Source organism: Veillonella parvula (assembly GCF_042850485.1).
Lineage (GTDB): Bacteria > Bacillota > Negativicutes > Veillonellales > Veillonellaceae > Veillonella > Veillonella parvula_Q.
Genome location: NZ_AP031417.1, coordinates 217,471 through 237,001 on the forward strand (window position 1 = coordinate 217,471; position 19,531 = coordinate 237,001).

The 19,531-nt window shown below is 42.2% G+C and carries 16 protein-coding genes; 13 read left to right on the top strand and 3 right to left on the bottom strand.

The annotated features are described in order from the left end of the window. Window positions 1–449: 449 nt before the first annotated feature. The 4 genes from trpD to trpA are packed head-to-tail and all read left to right on the top strand — an operon-like array spanning window position 450 to window position 4,938. Window positions 450–1,460, top strand: coding sequence for an anthranilate phosphoribosyltransferase (gene trpD, locus ACGHIY_RS00840; protein ID WP_390525584.1), 1,011 nt, complete (start codon window positions 450–452; stop codon window positions 1,458–1,460). 3 nt (window positions 1,461–1,463) lie between these two features. Next, complete coding sequence (gene trpCF, locus ACGHIY_RS00845; RefSeq protein ID WP_287551313.1) at window positions 1,464–2,918, top strand: bifunctional indole-3-glycerol-phosphate synthase TrpC/phosphoribosylanthranilate isomerase TrpF; 1,455 nt, start codon at window positions 1,464–1,466, stop codon at window positions 2,916–2,918. Between the two features lie 42 nt (window positions 2,919–2,960). Beyond that, complete coding sequence (trpB, locus tag ACGHIY_RS00850) at window positions 2,961–4,154, top strand: tryptophan synthase subunit beta (protein ID WP_174892160.1); 1,194 nt, start codon at window positions 2,961–2,963, stop codon at window positions 4,152–4,154. Then, complete coding sequence (gene trpA, locus ACGHIY_RS00855) at window positions 4,147–4,938, top strand: tryptophan synthase subunit alpha (RefSeq protein WP_174892161.1); 792 nt, start codon at window positions 4,147–4,149, stop codon at window positions 4,936–4,938. Before trpB ends, trpA begins: the two co-directional genes overlap by 8 nt. A 141-nt stretch (window positions 4,939–5,079) precedes the next feature. On the opposite strand, the gene ACGHIY_RS00860 is transcribed toward trpA, so the two are convergent. Further along, window positions 5,080–5,376: a hypothetical protein gene (locus tag ACGHIY_RS00860; RefSeq protein ID WP_004697907.1), complete on the bottom strand. Its 297-nt coding sequence runs from the start codon at window positions 5,374–5,376 to the stop codon at window positions 5,080–5,082. A gap of 173 nt (window positions 5,377–5,549) precedes the next feature. Between ACGHIY_RS00860 and ACGHIY_RS00865 the strand changes: the two genes are divergently transcribed. From ACGHIY_RS00865 to ileS, 5 genes are all read left to right on the top strand, one after another. Further along, entirely contained in the window at window positions 5,550–6,437 is an 888-nt protein-coding gene (locus ACGHIY_RS00865; RefSeq protein WP_008715195.1) for a DUF805 domain-containing protein, read from the top strand. 3 nt (window positions 6,438–6,440) lie between these two features. Further along, window positions 6,441–7,010, top strand: coding sequence for a DUF805 domain-containing protein (locus ACGHIY_RS00870; protein WP_105086866.1), 570 nt, complete (start codon window positions 6,441–6,443; stop codon window positions 7,008–7,010). Between the two features lie 218 nt (window positions 7,011–7,228). Continuing rightward, window positions 7,229–7,864, top strand: coding sequence for a DUF805 domain-containing protein (locus tag ACGHIY_RS00875; RefSeq protein ID WP_295816781.1), 636 nt, complete (start codon window positions 7,229–7,231; stop codon window positions 7,862–7,864). Window positions 7,865–7,867: 3 nt separating this feature from the next. Beyond that, entirely contained in the window at window positions 7,868–8,074 is a 207-nt protein-coding gene (locus ACGHIY_RS00880; protein WP_390525585.1) for a hypothetical protein, read from the top strand. Window positions 8,075–8,450: 376 nt separating this feature from the next. Beyond that, window positions 8,451–11,285, top strand: a complete 2,835-nt coding sequence (gene ileS / locus ACGHIY_RS00885; protein ID WP_123138367.1) for an isoleucine--tRNA ligase — start codon at window positions 8,451–8,453, stop codon at window positions 11,283–11,285. Between the two features lie 82 nt (window positions 11,286–11,367). Here the strand turns inward: ileS and ACGHIY_RS00890 are convergent, their stop codons facing one another. Then, window positions 11,368–13,740, bottom strand: a complete 2,373-nt coding sequence (locus ACGHIY_RS00890) for a tetratricopeptide repeat protein (RefSeq protein ID WP_390525586.1) — start codon at window positions 13,738–13,740, stop codon at window positions 11,368–11,370. Window positions 13,741–14,039: 299 nt separating this feature from the next. After that, window positions 14,040–14,822, bottom strand: coding sequence for a basic amino acid ABC transporter substrate-binding protein (locus ACGHIY_RS00895; protein WP_316055290.1), 783 nt, complete (start codon window positions 14,820–14,822; stop codon window positions 14,040–14,042). A gap of 188 nt (window positions 14,823–15,010) precedes the next feature. Here ACGHIY_RS00895 and ACGHIY_RS00900 point away from each other — a divergent pair, with 188 nt between their 5' ends. The 4 genes from ACGHIY_RS00900 to guaA all read left to right on the top strand — a co-directional run bounded on the left by ACGHIY_RS00900 (window position 15,011) and on the right by guaA (window position 19,441). Beyond that, entirely contained in the window at window positions 15,011–16,192 is a 1,182-nt protein-coding gene (locus ACGHIY_RS00900; protein ID WP_390525587.1) for an amidohydrolase, read from the top strand. A 47-nt stretch (window positions 16,193–16,239) separates the two neighbouring features. Beyond that, window positions 16,240–17,391, top strand: coding sequence for an HAD hydrolase family protein (locus tag ACGHIY_RS00905; protein ID WP_390525588.1), 1,152 nt, complete (start codon window positions 16,240–16,242; stop codon window positions 17,389–17,391). A gap of 55 nt (window positions 17,392–17,446) precedes the next feature. Next, window positions 17,447–17,644, top strand: a complete 198-nt coding sequence (locus ACGHIY_RS00910; protein ID WP_120055812.1) for a 4Fe-4S binding protein — start codon at window positions 17,447–17,449, stop codon at window positions 17,642–17,644. 261 nt (window positions 17,645–17,905) lie between these two features. Beyond that, window positions 17,906–19,441, top strand: coding sequence for a glutamine-hydrolyzing GMP synthase (gene guaA, locus ACGHIY_RS00915; protein WP_287513037.1), 1,536 nt, complete (start codon window positions 17,906–17,908; stop codon window positions 19,439–19,441). Window positions 19,442–19,531 lie beyond the last annotated feature (90 nt).

The window sequence follows — 19,531 nt, forward strand, 5'->3', positions numbered from 1 at the left end:
CTCCGATGGCCACCCACCCCACTATGTGGGGCCGCCAAGTCGTTCCTTAAGACCTTATTTTCTGCCAACTCAATTTTGACAATATCTAATAATAGCCCCTCTACAATACATAACATGAACTGTAGATATATTTTTCTAAAAAATATGCGAACCAGAACCCCTAATATAGGAAAAGGTGGTGTGTAGCACCACCATTCCCACCCCATATAAAGAAATGACCTGTGCGTTACTCCATATAATGCGCAGGATCATTTGATAATAGTTTGTTTGAGGGATATCTATTAAATTGGTATGATTTTATTGATAGGTGCGATTGGGTTATGTGCGAAGCCGACTTGGCGCCCCGCATAGCGGGGGGTGGCCTCTTGGAGGCTGAGGGCATGACCCAATCGGTACCGACTAGGTAGAATGGTATTAATTTAATAGATATCCTCAAAAGGAGATTTAAAATGATTAAAGACGCATTATATGCAGTAACGCATGGTCAAGATTTATCTTATGACCTTGCAAAAGATACAATGAATAAGATTATGAGCGGTGAGGTAGACGAGGTTCCTATGGCTGGTTTCTTGTGCGCTCTTGCAGCGAAAGGCCCTACTGTAGATGAGGTTACGGCGTTCGCTGAGGTTATGCGTGAGAAGGCTGGCTCCGTACCTCATGAAGGTACAGTTGTAGAAATTGTAGGTACTGGTGGCGACGAGGCTAATACGTTCAACATTTCCACTACGTCTGGGTTCATTATTTCCGCAGCAGGTATTCCCGTAGCAAAGCATGGTAACCGCAGTGTATCTAGTAAATGTGGTGCTGCTGACTTAATCGAAGCATTGGGTGCTAAATTAGAGCTTAATGGCGAGCAAAATGAGGCGGTGTTGAACAAAGCGAATATGTGCTTCATGTTTGCGCCTGTATATCACCAAGCCATGAAATATGCGGGCCCTGTACGTAAGGCGTTGGGCGTTCGTACTGTGTTTAACATCCTTGGACCTTTGGCAAATCCAGCAGGTGCTACGGTTGAGTTGATGGGCGTTTACGATAAATCTTTAGTAGAACCATTGGCTCGTGTATTGGCTAATCTTGGCGTTAAACGCGGTGCTGTGGTACACGGCTTTGACGGCCTTGATGAGATTACGGCTACCAACAAAACGTACGTATGCGAAATTAATAATGGTACCTTCACAAACTACGAATTCGATCCTAAGGAATATGGTTTCGAATATGCTGATAAAACCGAGCTTGAAGGTGGTGATGCTACGGTGAATGCTGAGATTACACGTCGCGTTCTCGGTGGTGAACAAGGTGGTAAACGCACTGCGGTTGTTCTTAACGCGGGCATGGCGATTTACCTTGCGAAAGACGGCATTACATTGGCAGAGGGCATCGAAGAGGCGAAACACATGATCGATTCTGGCAAGGCACTTGCTACACTAGAACAGTTTGTGAAAGCAACCCAAGAGGTGTAACCATTGATTTTAGATAAGATTATAGAGGCTACCAAAATTCGGGTAGCCCAAGAAAAACAGGTGGAGTCTCCTGAGGCTGTGAAAACAGCGGCTTTAGCGTTACCATCTGATACAGGATTTCCTTTTGAAGCAGCCCTTCGTCAGCAAGACTTCAACTTTATTTGCGAAGTAAAGAAGGCATCTCCATCAAAAGGCATCATAGCAGAGCACTTCCCATATTTAGACATCGCCAAGGAATATGAAGTGGCTGGTGCTGCGGCTATCTCGGTTTTGACGGAGCCAGACTTCTTTAAAGGCGATAAAAAATATTTGCAAGAGATTGCAAGCACCGTAAAAATTCCCGTGCTTCGCAAGGACTTTATCATCGATGAATACCAAATCTACCAAGCGAAGGTTTGGGGCGCTAGTGCCATCTTATTAATCTGTGCATGCCTCGATGTGCCAACATTAACAAAGTTCCGTGAGCTAGCTGATTCGCTTGGATTGTCCTCTTTGGTAGAGGCTCATGATGAGCACGAAGTACAAATGGCCATCGATTGCGGTGCGCGTATTATCGGCGTTAACAACCGCAATTTGAAAGACTTTACAGTAGATGTACAAAACAGCGTGCGCTTGCGCAATCTCGTTCAAGACGATGTGATCTTCGTATCTGAAAGCGGTCTTGAAACTCCAGAGGACATCCAAGTCTTGCGCGATAACAATATCGGAGTAGCTTTGATGGGGGAAACCTTCATGCGTTCTCCTAACAAGGTGGAGAAACTAGCATATCTCTATGGTCCAACCTACTACACACCAAAGGTTAAAATGTGCGGTATTTCAAAGGTAGAAACAATCCCTGCTGTAGTAGAGGCAAAACCAGACTATATGGGCCTTGTATTTGCACCAAGTAAACGACAAGTCACTGTAGACCAAGCTAAAACATTAGTTGAAGAACTACATAAGCAATATACTAAAAGATATAACAATGGTGCTGAACAGTCTAATAATGATGAGATTAAAACTGTCGGCGTTTTTGTCAATGAAACGCTAGATAATCTCGTTAGCATTGCTACAGAAACCAATCTTGATGCGGTGCAATTGCACGGTGATGAAGATGAAGCTTTCATCCAATCCTTAAAAGAACGTACTAATGTAGAGGTTTGGAAGGCTGTTCAAATCCGCAGTGCTGCAGATGCAGAGGCGTGGATTGATAGCAGTGCTGATATGCTCTTGTTTGATGCATATCACAAAGACGAGCGGGGCGGTATGGGTGAAGTATTCGACTGGTCTTGCTTAGATGAGTTTGAACGACCGTTTATGCTCGCTGGTGGTATCGATAGCACCAATGTGGCGCGTGCCATTCGTACGGTTCGACCGTACGGCATCGATATCAGTAGCGGCATTGAAACAGAAGGCGTGAAGGACGATGAGAAGATAAAAGCTTTCACTAACATTGTGAGAACAATAGCAATGCCATAGTATGGCGTGCTAGCAGGAATGGTATATAGAAAGGTAAGTTATATGAGTGAACAAAGACATGGCTATTTTGGCTCCTTTGGGGGTCAATTTATGCCAGAAACATTGATGAATGCAGTTATCGAATTGGAAGAGGCGTACAATAAGTACAAAGATGATCCTGATTTCGTACATGAACTTGAGGAGTTACATAAAAAATATACAGGTCGTCCATCCCTGTTATACTATGCGGACCGTATGACAAAGGACCTTGGGGGAGCCAAAATTTATTTAAAACGTGAGGACTTAAACCATACTGGTTCTCACAAGTTGAATAACGTAATTGGCCAAATGTTATTGGCAAAACGGATGGGTAAAACACGCGTTATTGCTGAAACCGGCGCAGGTCAACACGGCGTGGCAACGGCTACTATCGCTGCATTGATGGGCATGGAATGCGAAGTATACATGGGTGCAGAGGACTGTGAACGTCAGGCACTTAACGTATATCGTATGGAATTGCTAGGCGCTAAGGTGCATCCAGTAACAACAGGGACTAGTACATTGAAAGATGCGGTTTCCGAAGCGTTGCGCGAATGGACAAACCGCATGTCCGATACGCACTATGTATTGGGCTCCGTTATGGGTGCTCATCCATTCCCTATGATCGTTCGTGATTTCCAATCTATTATCAGTCGTGAAGCGCGTGAACAAATCCTCGAAGCAGAAGGCAAATTGCCAACAGCTGTTATGGCTTGCGTAGGCGGTGGCTCCAATGCGATGGGCATGTTCTATCACTTCATTCCAGATGAAGGGGTTCGTCTCATCGGTTGTGAAGCAGCAGGTCGCGGCATCGATACAGAGGAACATGCAGCAACAATCGCGAAGGGGTCTGTTGGTATTTTCCACGGTATGAAATCTTACTTCTGCCAAGATGAAGACGGTCAAATTGCTCCAGTATATTCTATCTCTGCAGGTCTCGATTACCCTGGCATCGGTCCTGAACATGCGTACTTGCACGATAGCGGGCGTGCTGAATATGTGCCTGTTACAGATGACGAAGCAGTAGATGCCTTTGAATATTTATCTCGCTTGGAAGGTATTATTCCTGCGATTGAAAGTGCTCATGCGGTGGCACATGCACGTAAAATTGCTCCTACTATGAGCAAGGATGACATCATTATTATTTGTTTATCTGGTCGCGGTGACAAAGACGTAGCGGCTATGGCGAAATATAGAGGGGTGGATCTTCATGAGTAAAATTAAAGACGCTTTCACAAAGGGCAAGGCATTCATCCCGTTCATTAGTGCTGGTGACCACGGTATTGAAAATACAGAACGTTATATTCGCATTATGGTGAAAGCCGGTGCAGACATGGTGGAAATCGGTATTCCTTTTTCCGATCCCACAGCGGAAGGCCCAGTTATCCAAGAAGCAAGTACACGCGCATTATCTACAGGCGTAAAAATCAATGATATCTTCGATATGGTGCGTCGTCTGCGTACAGGTGATGATGCGGTGACTATACCGCTCGTATTCATGACCTATTTGAATCCTATTTACGTATTTGGTCGTGAAAAATTCTTTACCCTCTGTGAAGAGGTGGGAATCTCTGGTGTTATCGTACCAGACATGCCGTTTGAAGAAAAAGGCGAGCTCGCTAGTGTGGCTCATAAGCATGGTGTTGAAGTTGTATCCTTAATTGCGCCAACATCTGAAAACCGCATCGAAATGATCGCCAAAGACGCAGAAGGCTTTGTATACTGTGTATCCTCACTTGGCGTTACAGGCATGCGCAGTGAAATTAAGACGGATATTAAATCCATTGTTGAAATGATTCGCAAATATACGGATATCCCGGTAGCTGTTGGTTTTGGTATCTCTAAGCCAGAACAAGCGGAAGCTATGGCGCGCGTATCCGACGGTGCTATCGTAGGCTCTGCCATCGTTAAAATCGTGGCAGAACACGGTGAACATGCGGATCAAGCGTTGTTTGATTACGTACAATCCATGAAACAAGCTGTTCTAAAGGCTGGCGCATAACATAATAACTCATATAGCCTTGGGAAAAATTATATAGGGGATAACACAAAAGGACGTTATACAATGTATAACGTCCTTTTCATTGGTTGGTTAATTTAGTTTTGTGTTTTTAGGGCTAGTAATATGTATTATGCGCAAGGCTTAGTCATTAGAGGATTCAGAACGTTGATGTTGTTCACTGCGTTTTGCTGTTGCATTTTTATCATGCTTTTCACGTTCAGATATTCTATGCTTTCTGTGCTTTTTCTTTTTATCATTTACTTTGTACCATGGATGAGCGCTGCTATCTACTGTGCCATCATCATTTTTTACCATGCGATGATTTTCACCGATTTTGAAGTGGTAATCTTTGGCTTGGGCTACATTGGCACCAATACCAACTGTTAAGAAGGCACCTAAGCTAGCTAAAGCTACTGCTTTCATTAATTTAGCTTTCATAATTATCTCCTGTATAATTGATTGTACGAATTTTAGTTGTAAGAAATATATCTGTAGTATAGGCATATTTCATGAACAAAAAATGAATCAACTAAGTTGATAAATCATAGTATAATAGGAATATCTATATATATTTATTATCTAATATTATCTAAGATTATAGTAGGAGTTTTATGAAACAGAGAGTATACGAAATCCTCTATCGTGAGCTAGTGGAAAACTATGCAAACAGTAAAGGACGTACAAATACAGCCGATTTTTGGCTCACCATAAGTGCTATATCCTTTGTATATGGCTTAATTATATGTATTACAGGTCTTGCAACCTACATACCGTATGGATTTCTTTATGCTGTCTCTATCGGTGGCGGCGTATTATTTGTATTGTCCATCCTGTTATGCTTGCCGAAGATTATGTTAATGGCAAGACGGTTACGAGATTCTAATAATGATCCAACGTTGATGATTTTACTATTGGTTCCTATTTTAGGCTGGCTTGCATTATTGTATCTATTCTGTAAGCGCACATCGCCTGTATCTAATGAATTAGAGGAAAAACGTTCCGTTTCGGGCCTCTTTATTGTGTCCATATTAGTATTAGGATGCCTAGCCACTAGTGCAGGTAGTACAATGATTAATCATAATTTTATGGTAGAAGAGACTGCTTATGGCAATTTGGAACCTAGTTCGTTAACGAAACAAGCAAATCGTCTTTTACAAAGTGAAACGGCTACAACAGAGGGGCGTACTGTGGTAAGTAATTATTATGAAGCCCTCAACAAAAAGGATTATCATGGTGCATATCGTTATTTGAGTGCTCGTGCTATGGAGCGATATGGTACCTTTGAACTATGGGAACAAGCCATGACTAAGGAAGAGGTTCCTAAGGTGAAAGCGATACAGCTTGACTATGTTTCCCAAGACCAAGATGATGATATTGTTGTAAACTATATGGGCTTTACCATTACCTTTGAAGATAATCTAGAGCCCGTATTAGTTCGTTTGCATAATGAAGGCAAAGGCTGGGGCATTGTTGCTATTGAAGCCGCGGAGGAGGATTAGGTTATGTCAACCATAAATATATATGATTTGAATTATACCGATGCCTTCAAATTAGGCATTAGAAACTATGCTAATTTTAATGGTCGTGCTAGTCGTAGTGAATATTGGCGATTCGTGGCAGGCGTTACGTTGATACAAGGATTACTTGGGATTTTGGCTTTACTATGTAGTAACTTGGGCTTTCCTAATTATGAAGCGCTTATCGATAATGTTACTGTAGGGGTATCCCTTTTCTTTATAGTTCCCAATATAGCTATCACAACACGGCGTATGCATGATATTGGCCGGAGTGGTTGGACGCAGTTAATCTCATTTATTCCTGTTATAGGCTTCTTTATATTCCTCGTTTACGAATTGCGTCGTGGCGATGAAAGAGAGAATTCATATGGTGAAAGAACCGGCTATACACCTATTACTCCTGAGATCAGCAAGGCTACAGGACTAGAAGAAACTCCATCTCGTCGTCAAGATTGGGCGATGGGGATTGCCATCTTTATTATCCAATCTATTATTATTGCTGATATCATTAGAGAGATATTATGGTATGGTATTAATGGGAATGGATACATGTAATAGATACCTGTATTTATTAACAATCTCATTATTTTATTTTATAAAAGTTTAACATCTCCTTTATAGACAATATAACACTTTATAGTAAAATGAATTTCAGATGAATTTAAAAACTTAGATATTAATAAATAAAGAATATCTTAGTTGTTATATGTGTTAAGTACAGCAGGACATCGTAATCTTTGCTGATTTCTGTTTGTAGCTAGAAGGAGTTTATTATGAAATCTTGTCCCTATTGTGGACATGCAGTGTTGAAAACAGATTGTTACTGCCCAGAGTGTGGGCATGTTAGTAGACCACAAATCTCGTTAGATAAATACAATCTAGGCTTGATTGAAAACTTTAAACAATGTTTGGTTTATAAATATGCTGATTTTGATGGTCGTGCAAGTCGTAGTGAATATTGGCATTTCTTGTTAGTCTATCAATTGTTGTTTGTGGCCATTCTATTTACTTGTGCTTTTTTGAGCTATATTAGCCCACTATCTAGCGTAGTAGGCGTAGGTTTTGGTTTGGTCATCCTTGTCCTCTTGTCCGTGATTATGGTTATCCCTGGCGTGGCCGTTTCAGTGCGACGTTTACACGATCAAGGCCGCTCAGGGGGCCTCGTATTTATTGGATTCATCCCTGTAATAGGGACTATTATCCTGTTGATCCTTATGACTCTGCCTGGTGAAAGCCAACCAAATCGCTTTGGTCCCCCTACAGGTCAAGTGGTTGTAACAAAACAAATGGCCCGTGAATTAGGTCTTATTGATACTACGCCATCTATGGGACTAACTGCAGGACTATTCTGCGCTATCTTTGTGCTTTGGTTCTTGGTAGATAAACTACTTATGACTAGTGCGATGTAGGCTATGATGTATCCTATTTATCTACTTGCTCAAAAGGGTGATGAAGGTGATAACCAATACGGATCTCCAATGAACTATGAAGTTGTCACAGCTGAAGAAGCTGCTTGCACTGGTCTTAAAGAAACTCCAACTGACGACATGGATCGTAAATTCATGTACGTGTGCATTGCAATTATTATTCTTGAACTAATTCTCATGAGTGCTATTTAATAATTGTATATACAATAAAGCCTACGTAAGTAGGCTTTTTCTTTTGCTTAATAGGGGATGTAGGTTCTGTTAAATTTAGAAATGAAATATTTGACAATTTCCCCCTTTGAGTCCTATAATTATCTATTATATGAATATTGCGTTGAAAAAGACGGCATGTCTCAGACGGATTTAGTAGAGACCAAACTCATGGGCTGAAAGGTTTGGAAATCTAGAGATTTGCGGATCACTTTGGAGCAAGCGGCAATGCCGCCGGTGAACACCGTTATATGTTTAAGTGGCTTTCACAAGTAACGAGAGTCAGTAGGGTGGTACCACGGATATTACGTCCGTCCCTTCGGGGGCGGGCGATTTTTTTATGTAAAAGGAGCACAGCATGGATTACGGTAAGACGTTACATTTGCCTGAAACAGAATTCCCAATGCGCGGCAATTTGCCTAAGCGCGAACCAGAAATCTTAAAATTCTGGGAAGATAACAAGATTTATCAAAAACGTTTGGAGTTGCGTAAAGATGCAAAGCCATTCATTTTGCATGATGGCCCTCCATATGCAAACGGTAAATTGCATATCGGTCATGCCCTCAACAAAACGTTGAAGGACATCATCATGAAATACAAAACAATGACTGGTCATTATACTCGCTACATTCCTGGTTGGGATACGCACGGCTTGCCAATCGAGCATGCGGTTATTAAGAACACTGGTCTTAACCGTCATGAAATGGCTCCATTGGACTTGCGCAATAAATGTAAGGAATATGCATTGGAGTGCGTAGAAACACAAAAACAAGACTTCATTCGTTTTGGTGTATTAGGCGAATGGGACCGTCCGTACTTGACATTGCGTCCTGAGTTCGAAGTAAAACAACTCGGCATCTTTGGCGAAATGGCAAAACGCGGACATATCTACAAAGGTCTTAAAACTGTATACTGGTGTACGCACTGCGAAACTGCATTGGCAGAGGCAGAAATCGAATATGCTGAGAAAAAATCCTTCTCCATTTACGTAAAATTCCCTTACGTATCCGAGAAAAAGGTAACATTGCCAGCTGGCGTAGATCCTAAACAAGCATATGCTGTTATTTGGACAACTACTCCTTGGACAATGCCTGCCAACGTAGCTATTTCCGTTAACCCTGATCTAGAATATGGCTGGGTGAAAGCTGGCGACGAATACTACTTGATGGCTACTGAACTTGTTGACGCGGCGATGAAAGATATTGGTATCGAAGACTACGAAATCGTAAACCGCTTCTCTGGGGCAGATTTAGAATTAGCTGAATTTAAACATCCATTCGTAGAACGTACATCCACTGTATTGTGTGGCGACCATGTAACACTTGAAGCAGGTACTGGTTGCGTACATACAGCGCCTGCACACGGCGAAGACGACTTTAACATCGTTATGCGTTATAACAAGGAAGGTAAAACTAATCTTCCTATCATTTCTCTTGTTAACGAAACTGGTAACTACACTAAACAAGTAGACGACAACCGTTATGGCGATACTGAATTCCCATTGGCTGGCGTAGAAATCCACGATGCAGAAGTGCCTGTAATCAAAATCTTGGCACATAACAATGCATTACTTCACAAATCTAGTTTGCGTCACCAATACGCTCACTGCTGGCGTTGTAAAAATCCTGTCATCTATCGCGCTACAGAACAATGGTTCTCCTCTGTAGATGGGTACCGTCAACAAGCGCTTGATGCAATCGACAACCAAGTGCAATGGATTCCTAAATGGGGCCATGACCGCATCTTCAACATGGTGCGCGACCGTGGTGACTGGGTAATTTCCCGTCAACGTATTTGGGGCGTGCCAATTCCTATTTACTATTGTGAAAGCTGCGGCGAGCACATCATCAACGATGATACTATCAAAGCATTACAAGAAAAAGTAGCCGTAGAAGGCTCCGATGCATGGTGGGCTCATAGTGCAAAAGAATTGTTGCCAGAAGGTTTCAAATGCCCTCATTGCGGTCATGATGAGTTCAAAAAAGAAACAGACATCATGGACGTATGGTTCGACTCTGGTTCCTCTTGGGCTGGTGTGCTCGAAGTAAATGATCTTGACGTACCATGTGCTATGTACCTTGAAGGTTCTGACCAACATCGCGGTTGGTTTAACTCTTCCTTGTTGACTGCAGTAGCCACAACAGGTAAAGCACCATATAACTCCGTACTGACTCACGGTTTCGTAGTGGACGGCGAAGGTCGTAAAATGTCCAAATCTGTAGGTAATACAGTAGCTCCTAGCGACATTATCGACGTATACGGCGCTGACGTTATGCGTCTGTGGGTATCTTCCGCAGATTACCAAGCAGACGTACGTTTGTCCAAAGACATCGTAAAACAATTATCCGAAGTATACCGTAAGATCCGTAACACATTCCGCTTCTTGCTCGGCAATTTGGATGACTTCAATCCGAATACCGATAAAGTGGCTTATGCAGATATGTCCGAATTCGATAAATGGGCATTATTGCGCTTAGAAGAAGTACGTCAAAAGGTTACTGATGCGTACGAAAACTATGAATTCCACATGTTGTACCATGCAATTCATAACTTCTGTACAGTAGACTTGAGTTCCATCTACCTTGATGTAATGAAAGATACAATGTATGCTGAAAGCAAAGATAATGTAGCTCGTCGTTCTGCTCAAACAGCGATGTACGAAATCTTGAAAACATTGGTAGCCATGGTATCTCCAGTACTTTCTTTCACAGCGGAAGAAGTTTGGAAATATATGCCTAAAGAAGAGGGCATGCGCGAATCCGTTATGCTTCAAGATTGGCCACAAGGTCATCCAGAACATTTCAACCAAGAATTGGCTGACAAATGGAATCAATTGTTAGACTTGCGTACATCCGTACAAAAAGCATTGGAACTTGCTCGTCAAGACAAAACAATCGGTCATCCATTGGATGCATCCGTTACAGTATATGCTGAAGGTGCTGCATTCGATGCATTGAACGCCCTTGGTGAAGAAGGCTTGGCTAAACTCGTTATCGTATCCGAAGCTCACATCGTGAACGGCGCTGCACCAGCAGAAGCTGTAAAAGACGAAGAAACTGGCGTTGCCACAGTTGTTGTTGCATCTGGTCTCGAAAAATGTGAACGCTGCTGGATCCACCGCGATACAGTAGGTCAAGATAGTGCACATCCTACACTTTGTGCACGCTGTGCCGATGTTGTAAAAACATTATAATAAAAAAAAGACCATCCTCTGAACTTCGCTTCCAAAAATTGGACACAATTTTTGGATTGCAGTTCACTGGGGATGGTCTTTTTTATGTTTGTAAATCCTTTGGTACTGTTAACTGTTTCCAATTATCTAGTTCAGGGATTTCCAAGGTATTTATTGTTTTTTGAATCCAATAGTTTAAGGACACCTCGTTCCCCACATATTGTTCAAATAAGTAGGTCTTACCAGGTGTGTCTTGTTGGTTTCCATCGTCATCGATGGTATGACGGGCGGACTCTTTCAGATAGAGCTGCACTCTAAATGGGGTCGATTGCTTGCCTTTAAAAATGAAATAGGATGGGCCCACAAAGTCATGAGTACGAATATTAATTTGTTCGTACTTTTTCTCTTTTAATCCTTGCAAGGCAGCCTGAATCATAGCGTTTGCATCATCGTATTCCTCTAGCAAAAACGGCTGTTGATCCACATCGAGCACGTAATGCCAGGTTGGCTTTTCTTCGTTCTTTTCGATAGTCCAATTATCTTCGAGGCTAGGCAATTGATGATTATCGTAAAGCTCTTTCAATAGGTTTATGGTATTTTCTTTGTCGTAAATGGACTTGTAGATAATTTCATGTCCTTCTGATGGATCATAACCATGTAGCCTTATTTGATAGTGATCTCGTAGCATCCGTTTTACATCGACCTTAAAGATATTGCGCAATGTATCTGGGACGGATAGGAAATGATTGTAAAAGCTGAGCTTCATTTCTTCTTGTGACTCTAAGGCGGTTTCAATGGTTTGCCAGTCGTACAAGGTTGTATCCCATAGGAAGTCGTCCATGGTTACAGATAAGCGGGCCGCATTTTGAGGCCTGTTGGTAGGCGCAGGGCGCACCGTAGTAGTTGACTCGGCAATACCTTCTTTGTATTGCCAATGACCATCGACCTCTTCAAAGGCTGCTAAGCGTTCTTCTGCTTCGTCATCGATAGGAATATCTTTTAGCTCCGGATCTAAATTGGCTTTATGAGATAAGATATATTGATGGGATTGCTCGTAATAGGATACGGCTTGATCTAAATCTGGTTTGCCAGTTACATAGCCTTTTTCGTAGGCATAACCTAAAGCAACACGTGTTAAAGCGCGTGTAATATCATAGAACAGAACGCGATTCTCCTCTTCAAAGGCTCGTTGTTCCTCGTCTAAGACACGTAGTAATGATTGCACACCAAAGCGTATATTTTTCGTTACCCCTAAACCGTGGATTCGCATGTATCCGATATAGGGCAAGGCGAATATGAAGCGATCTTTTGTAGCCGCCATATGTGTTAAATCTGCAATGAGACCCCAGTCAAGAGGCAGGTGGCCTATGTGAAAGATATAGCCAAAGGCTGCCTGTAAGGCGGTGTACCCTGCATCACTAAACTGTTTCGTTGCCGCACGGCGGTAGAGACCGATAGCCTTTACCGGATCGTAGGGAATCGTAGAACGTAACGCTTTAGCATCATAGAAATGATAGTAATAATCCGCTAATTCTGCGATACTTTCAGATTGACCTAAGGCGGCACCTTTAGTGAACCATGTGAAAGCATCCTCGAATTTACCATTTTCATGGCAGTCGAGGCCTGTATATAACATCATGGCAGGGTTGCCAAGTTCGGCCGCAGTCCTAGCGACACGGCGCGCATTGCTGAAATCGGCTTCGTCGATATAGATATTGCGCAAGTTCCCTTGGAACATAGCAAGACCGTTGTCGAGGGCCTTGTTAAACCACTCTTTCGCAAGGTTAGATGCATTTTCTTGTAATGTTTCATCTGGCACAGTGCCTTGCAAAGCGGCGATGCGATCCTGCACAGAGTTTGCTGTAAGGCTTCTTTGAATGCGTTTAGTCCAACTCATAGGCGGAGGTGTTAGCATAGTCTCAGCGGAGCTGATGCGATTATCATCACGCCAGAAAAAGACATTGCCTATAACATATTGGCAATAGGCATCGCCTTGGTTTGCGTAATCATAGACAATGCGAAATGCTTCGTCGAAGGAAATTTGCATATCCTTCTCTACGGTAGGCGTGATGGAGCCTTTGATGCGCAAAGCTTGTAATGTGCCGATAGGGCTACAACGGCGAATGCTATCGTGTAAGCACTGATACGTGCGCATATTGTCCTCTGGGAAGTTAGACTCTTCCCAGGTAAAGCGAGGTCCTGCATAGACACGTGCCAAAAGGGCATACGCATCGCCTAGCTCTCTAGCCGCTGAATCATTGGCTATCTTGAGAGCATCATCTTTAGTATCTATATCACTTTCAAGAAGGGCCGTCATATCGTTTCGCAAGGCGCGATGATCAGTTTGTACTGCACCTTGCTGATTATTGACGATGAGTTCTAACTGACGTAAGCCTTCTTGAGCCATTTTTTGATTATAGGATGTAAAAATCATGTGGAAGACCTTTTGCAGGCGTTCCGTAAAGTACTGTGCCATTAGGCCTCCTTTTATACTATAAAATACATATTTATTATATAACGAACGCTAGGTACCGTAAAAGAGGCAATGCTAGTATATCTGTATGTTTTCTGCTGATATCATATTGATATCGTTTAACTGTTCTCACAATATACTAGACTATTTCTAATATGCCTGTATTTAAACGGAAGCTTCAGTATGTGTTGTGTTTAAGCGCAAAAAATCCCCTCTGAAGAAAATCTGTTGTCACAAATTTTATGTGATGTCTGAAATCTTTCAGAGGGGTTATTGCTTATCCTAGATCGTAAGGATATATATTATTTTTTGATGTAATCGCCGAACCATTTGTTGTAGATTTTTTGGTAAGTACCGTCTTCTTTAAGTTCTTTAAGAGCTTTGTTAACAGCAGCTTGTAATTCTTTGTTGCCTTTTTTCACGCCAAGAACTGTGCCTGGGGATTGTGTAGGTTCACCTACGAGTTTAAGGTCTTGATCAGCACCTTGTTTTAGGTAGTACATAGCAACTGCGTTATCGATGATAGCACCATCGATTGTACCGGCTTTCAATTCCATAAAGATATTAGCGTTGGAATCGATTTGTTTTACTGTTGTGTTAGGAATTTTTTGAGCCATTTCAACAGGGATTGTGCCGATTTGAACACCTACAGTTTTGCCTGCTAGTTCGTCCATGTTGTGGATTGTAGTGTTGTCTTTACGAACAACTGTAATGAAACCGCCTTGATCAAAGTACACATCGGAGAAGTCCAATACTTTTTCACGTTCAGGAGTAGCGTTGATACCTGCAGCAATCATGTCGATATCGCCAGATTGAACAGCTGGGATCAAAGCGTCGAAGCCCATGGATTTGAATTCCATTTTTAGACCGATTTTTTTGGAAATTGCTTCGGATAAATCAACATCGAAACCAACATATTTGTCGCCTTCAGTGAATTCAAACGGTGGGAATGTAGTTTCAGAACCTACACGCAATACGCCTTCTTGTTGTGTCATTTTTGGCTTGTCGTTGCCACAACCAGCCAATAAACCCATTGCTGCTACCGCTACGAGGGCGATGGCTGTCAATTTTTTGAACTTAAACATAGTATCCTCCTCAAACATCCATATACATGGTTTATACATTTCTGTTTATATTGTACGGAATTTTACACCAATAGGCAATAACATTGTATAATTAAGAGTACATGAGGTTCATATTTAAAAAGTCTGTTCATATGAATTAGGTGAATTAGGCTGTTCATATTAATTCATTTATATCTATTGGAGGAGCTATGTCCCTTACGCATACATTTTCAGATCTTTGTAAAAGCTTCGCTCCAGATGCTTTTGCGGTGAATTATACATTAGCTAAAAATCCTGAGATTTCTAGTCAAGAATTCGAGTCTGTCAAAACCATAGGTGCTGTTCTTAAAAAATATGGCATGGACGTAACCTATGAATTTTGTAATTTGCCGACTGCCTTCAAGGCTTCAGCCGTGAAAGTAGATCATCCAAAAGGCCGATTGGCGATTCTATGTGAATACGATGCATTGCCAGAGGTAGGCCATGCTTGTGGTCATTCTGCAAGCGGTGCCATGAGTGTGTTGGCTGCATTGATACTGCATAAAATGCAAGAAGAGGGCGTAGCTTTCAACATGGATATCGATATCATTGGTACTCCAGACGAAGAAGCGATGGGGTGTAAGGTAGCTATGTGTAATGCAGGGGTATTCAAAGAATACGATTTTGCCATCATGGTGCATCTCGACGGCGAGGAAACACGGCCTAATTCACAATTTTTGGCACTCGATTGCTTTCGCGCTAAGTATCATGGTAAGCCAGCCCATGCAGCTGGAGAGCCTTGGAATGGCATCAATGCGGTAAATGGTGTGCAACTCGCCATCCATGCTATGGATATGATGCGTCAACAAGTGCGCCCTGAAACGCGCATCGGCACGTGGATCATTGCTGGAGGTACCGCATCCAATGTAATTCCTGCCTTCGGTGAATTAGAGGTTACCGTGCGGCATACGGAGCGTGAGTACTTGAATGGTTTATCTGAGCAAATCAAAAAAATCTTTGAAGGGGCGGCCCTTTGTACAGGTACAACTGTGGATGTAGAGTTTTATGGTAACCCCTATGATGATATGAACCAAAACAATCGTGGCAAAGCGCTTATCGAAGAGGTAATGACCGACATGGGCCTCGATTTTGAGCCCGGCCCAGCAGCCCTTGGAGGTAGTTCAGATATTGGCAATGTAAGCTATCAATGTGCAGCACTCCATCCTAAATTGCGCCTCGCTGGCGAGCCGAAGGTGTGTCATTCTAAAGAATTTGCTGCTGCCATGTTAGAGCCTACCATTGAACAAACCATTACCGACGGTGCAAATATCATTGGTGGCACAGTATTGCGATTGGTAGAAAAACCAGCAATCTTAGAGGAAATTGTAGGCGAATTTAATAATTCTAAATAGAAGGAATAGAAAGAATAAAGGGAATAGAAGAAACAGAAGGAGGATGTATGGCCACGACTGAAACATTAGAAATAAAAAATTATATAGGCCTCACTGGGGATAAGTCCATTCGATTTATCGCATCCGATGTAGATGGCACCTTGGTAACCGATGCAAAGGCGATTCCTGAGGATGCTATTGAGGCGATTCGTGCTGCTCGTGAAAGTGGCATTCGTGTAGCCATTGCTTCTGGCCGCGCTTGGAATGAGATGAATGATGTCATCGAAAAACTGCCGTGCTTGCGCTATTTCATGTGCACTAATGGCGCTTACGTGATGGATAAGGATGAAAACCGCAGTCTATTCCACGTAAGTTTTGATAAAGAACAAGCACTACATTTGTTGCGTAAACTATTAACCTATGGTGTCTATGTAGAGGCCTATGTGAAAGACCAAATTTTTGGCATGTATCCGCCATCTAGATGTATTACACCTGAACGCTTAGGAGTATGCGCTAGCGAGCGTGCTGAGGAAGATAAAAAGACTGTACATGGCATAATGGATAATCATCTGCCTAATACTAAAAATCAGATTTCTCGTATAGGGGACACTCGTCTGCCAGGAGCAACGTACGATCACTATGCATTGGCAGAAGGTAATGAAGCCGCAAAGGTAAAGATGTCTGAATGTGAAATAGAGCAATCTAATTTCTTCTTTAGACCTAATATTCGTCCATTTATCTTGGCTACACGTACAATGGTATGTGATCTACTAGCCCATATGGAATCCTTAGACGAAGGGCCTGAGAAGATTCAAATCTTCTACGGTGATGAACCGATGCGTCAACGTATCTTGCAAGACTTGCGTGATGAATACCAAGGTTTATCCCACGACGGTACAGGTCGTGAACGCTTCTATGATGTGCTGCTCTCTAGTGAAGGTAATTTAGAATTTGTCTTGCCTCATACTACAAAGGGTACAGCCGTAGAAGCGTTGGCAAAACATTGGGGCTTAAGTCCTGACGAGGTAATGGTACTAGGGGATAGCGAAAACGACCTATCTATGCTACGCTTTGCGGGCGCTGGTATAGCCATGGGTAATAGCAAGCCGAATATTAAAGAAGCGGCACGATACGAAACGACAGACAATAACCACCAAGGCGTGGCAAAGGCAATCTATTCGGCTATTGCGTATAATAATGAGCTAAATAAGAAGAAGTAAAAGTAGATAATGTTAAGTTTGGCACAGATAAAGAATGCATAGGAGGTGATGTATAATGGGAAATCTAAAGTTTAATATTGATGATACTTGTGTTAAATGCGGTGCTTGCGCTGAGGATTGTCCTGTTCAATGCATCACCGAAGGGAAGACTCGATTTAATATCGGGAAAGGCTGTATCAGTTGTGGTGACTGCTATTCCATCTGTCCTGTGGGAGCCGTAAAAATGTATAAACGAGAGGCTCCTAAAAAGTAATAGCTTAGATATCTTTTAGCATTGTTAGCAAATTAACTTACATACAGAAAGCTTTTAAAGCGTGATAGTTAGAAATCCGAACATTAAAGATTTATTTATAATCTACATACGGAATATATGGAGTCGTTATATTTCCTATGGTATAATAAACTGTAATGAAAAATTAGCGTTTAGCTCGGAAAAACGCGCCCCAGTACAGAAATGTATGGGCATAAAAAATAGTGAATATACTTTCACAAATAGATGCATATGGAGGAAGGCATGGAAAACAAGGAATTTGTAATTGTTGTTGACTTTGGTGGTCAATATAACCAATTGATCGCGCGCCGTGTTCGTGAAAATCACGTATACTGCGAAGTATATCCATACAACAAAGCGCTGGAAAAAATTAAGGAATTAAAACCGCAAGGTATCATCTTCACAGGCGGTCCTAACAGCGTGTATGAAGAAAACTCTCCAAAAATTGAGAAAGAGATTTTTGAACTTGGTATTCCTATTCTTGGCATGTGCTATGGTATGCAATTTATGGCGCATACATTGGGTGGCGAAGTTAAATCTGCGGACAACCGTGAATTTGGTAAAACACCTACTAAAGTGGACACTACATCTCCATTGTTCAAAGGATTGGAAGAAGACCAAGTTGTTTGGATGTCCCATGTTGATTATGTAGCAAAAGTTCCTGAAGGCTTTGAAATCGTAGCACATACTAAGGATTGCCCTGTTGCATCCATGCAAAATAAAGAACGTAAACTATATGCTATGCAATATCATGCAGAAGTATTGCACACTGAACATGGCAAAGAAATGCTTCACAACTTCTTATATGAAGTATGTGGCTTTACAGGCACATGGACAATGGCAAACTATGCGAAATCTGCTATTGAAGACATCCGCAAAACCGTTGGTGACGGCAAAGTATTGTTGGCATTGTCTGGTGGTGTAGACAGCTCCGTTGCGGCAGCTCTTATTTCTAAAGCTGTGGGCGACCAATTGACTTGTATCTTTGTTGACCATGGTTTAATGCGTAAAAACGAAGGTGACGAAGTAGAAGCAGCTTTCAAAGATTCCGGAATGCATTTCATCCGCGTAGATGCAGAAAAACGTTTCTTAGATAAATTGGCTGGACTTGAAGATCCAGAAGCGAAACGTAAAGCTATCGGTGAAGAATTTATCCGCGTATTCGAAGACGAAGGCCGCAAAATCGGTTCCGTTGACTTCTTAGCGCAAGGTACAATCTATCCTGACGTTATCGAGTCCGGTACTGGCGAAGCGGAAGTTATCAAATCTCACCACAATGTAGGTGGCCTACCTGCAGTGGTAGACTTCAAAGGCCTTATCGAACCATTGCGCAACCTCTTCAAAGACGAAGTGCGTGAACTTGGTTCTGAACTAGGCTTGGCTGACTACCTCGTATGGCGTCAACCATTCCCAGGTCCTGGTCTTGCAATCCGTGTAATGGGCGAAATCACTAAAGACAAACTCGACATCTTGCGTGATGCGGACTACATCTTCCGTGATGAAATTGCAAAAGCTGGCCTTGATCGCAGCATCAACCAATACTTTGCAGTATTAACATCTACACGTACCGTAGGCGTTATGGGGGACTTCCGTACATACGATTACACATTGGCATTGCGTGGCGTAACAACAACAGACTTCATGACTGCTGACTGGGCACGCATCCCTTACGACGTATTGGACACAATCTCCCGTCGTATCGTAAACGAAGTACAACACATTAACCGCATCGTGTACGATATTACATCTAAACCACCTGCTACAATTGAGTGGGAATAAGATAAATCTATAATTAATTGAGCGCGCATGGAAATCTATCTATATGATAAAAGTTAGATAAATTCTTATTATATTATTAACTAAGCCAAC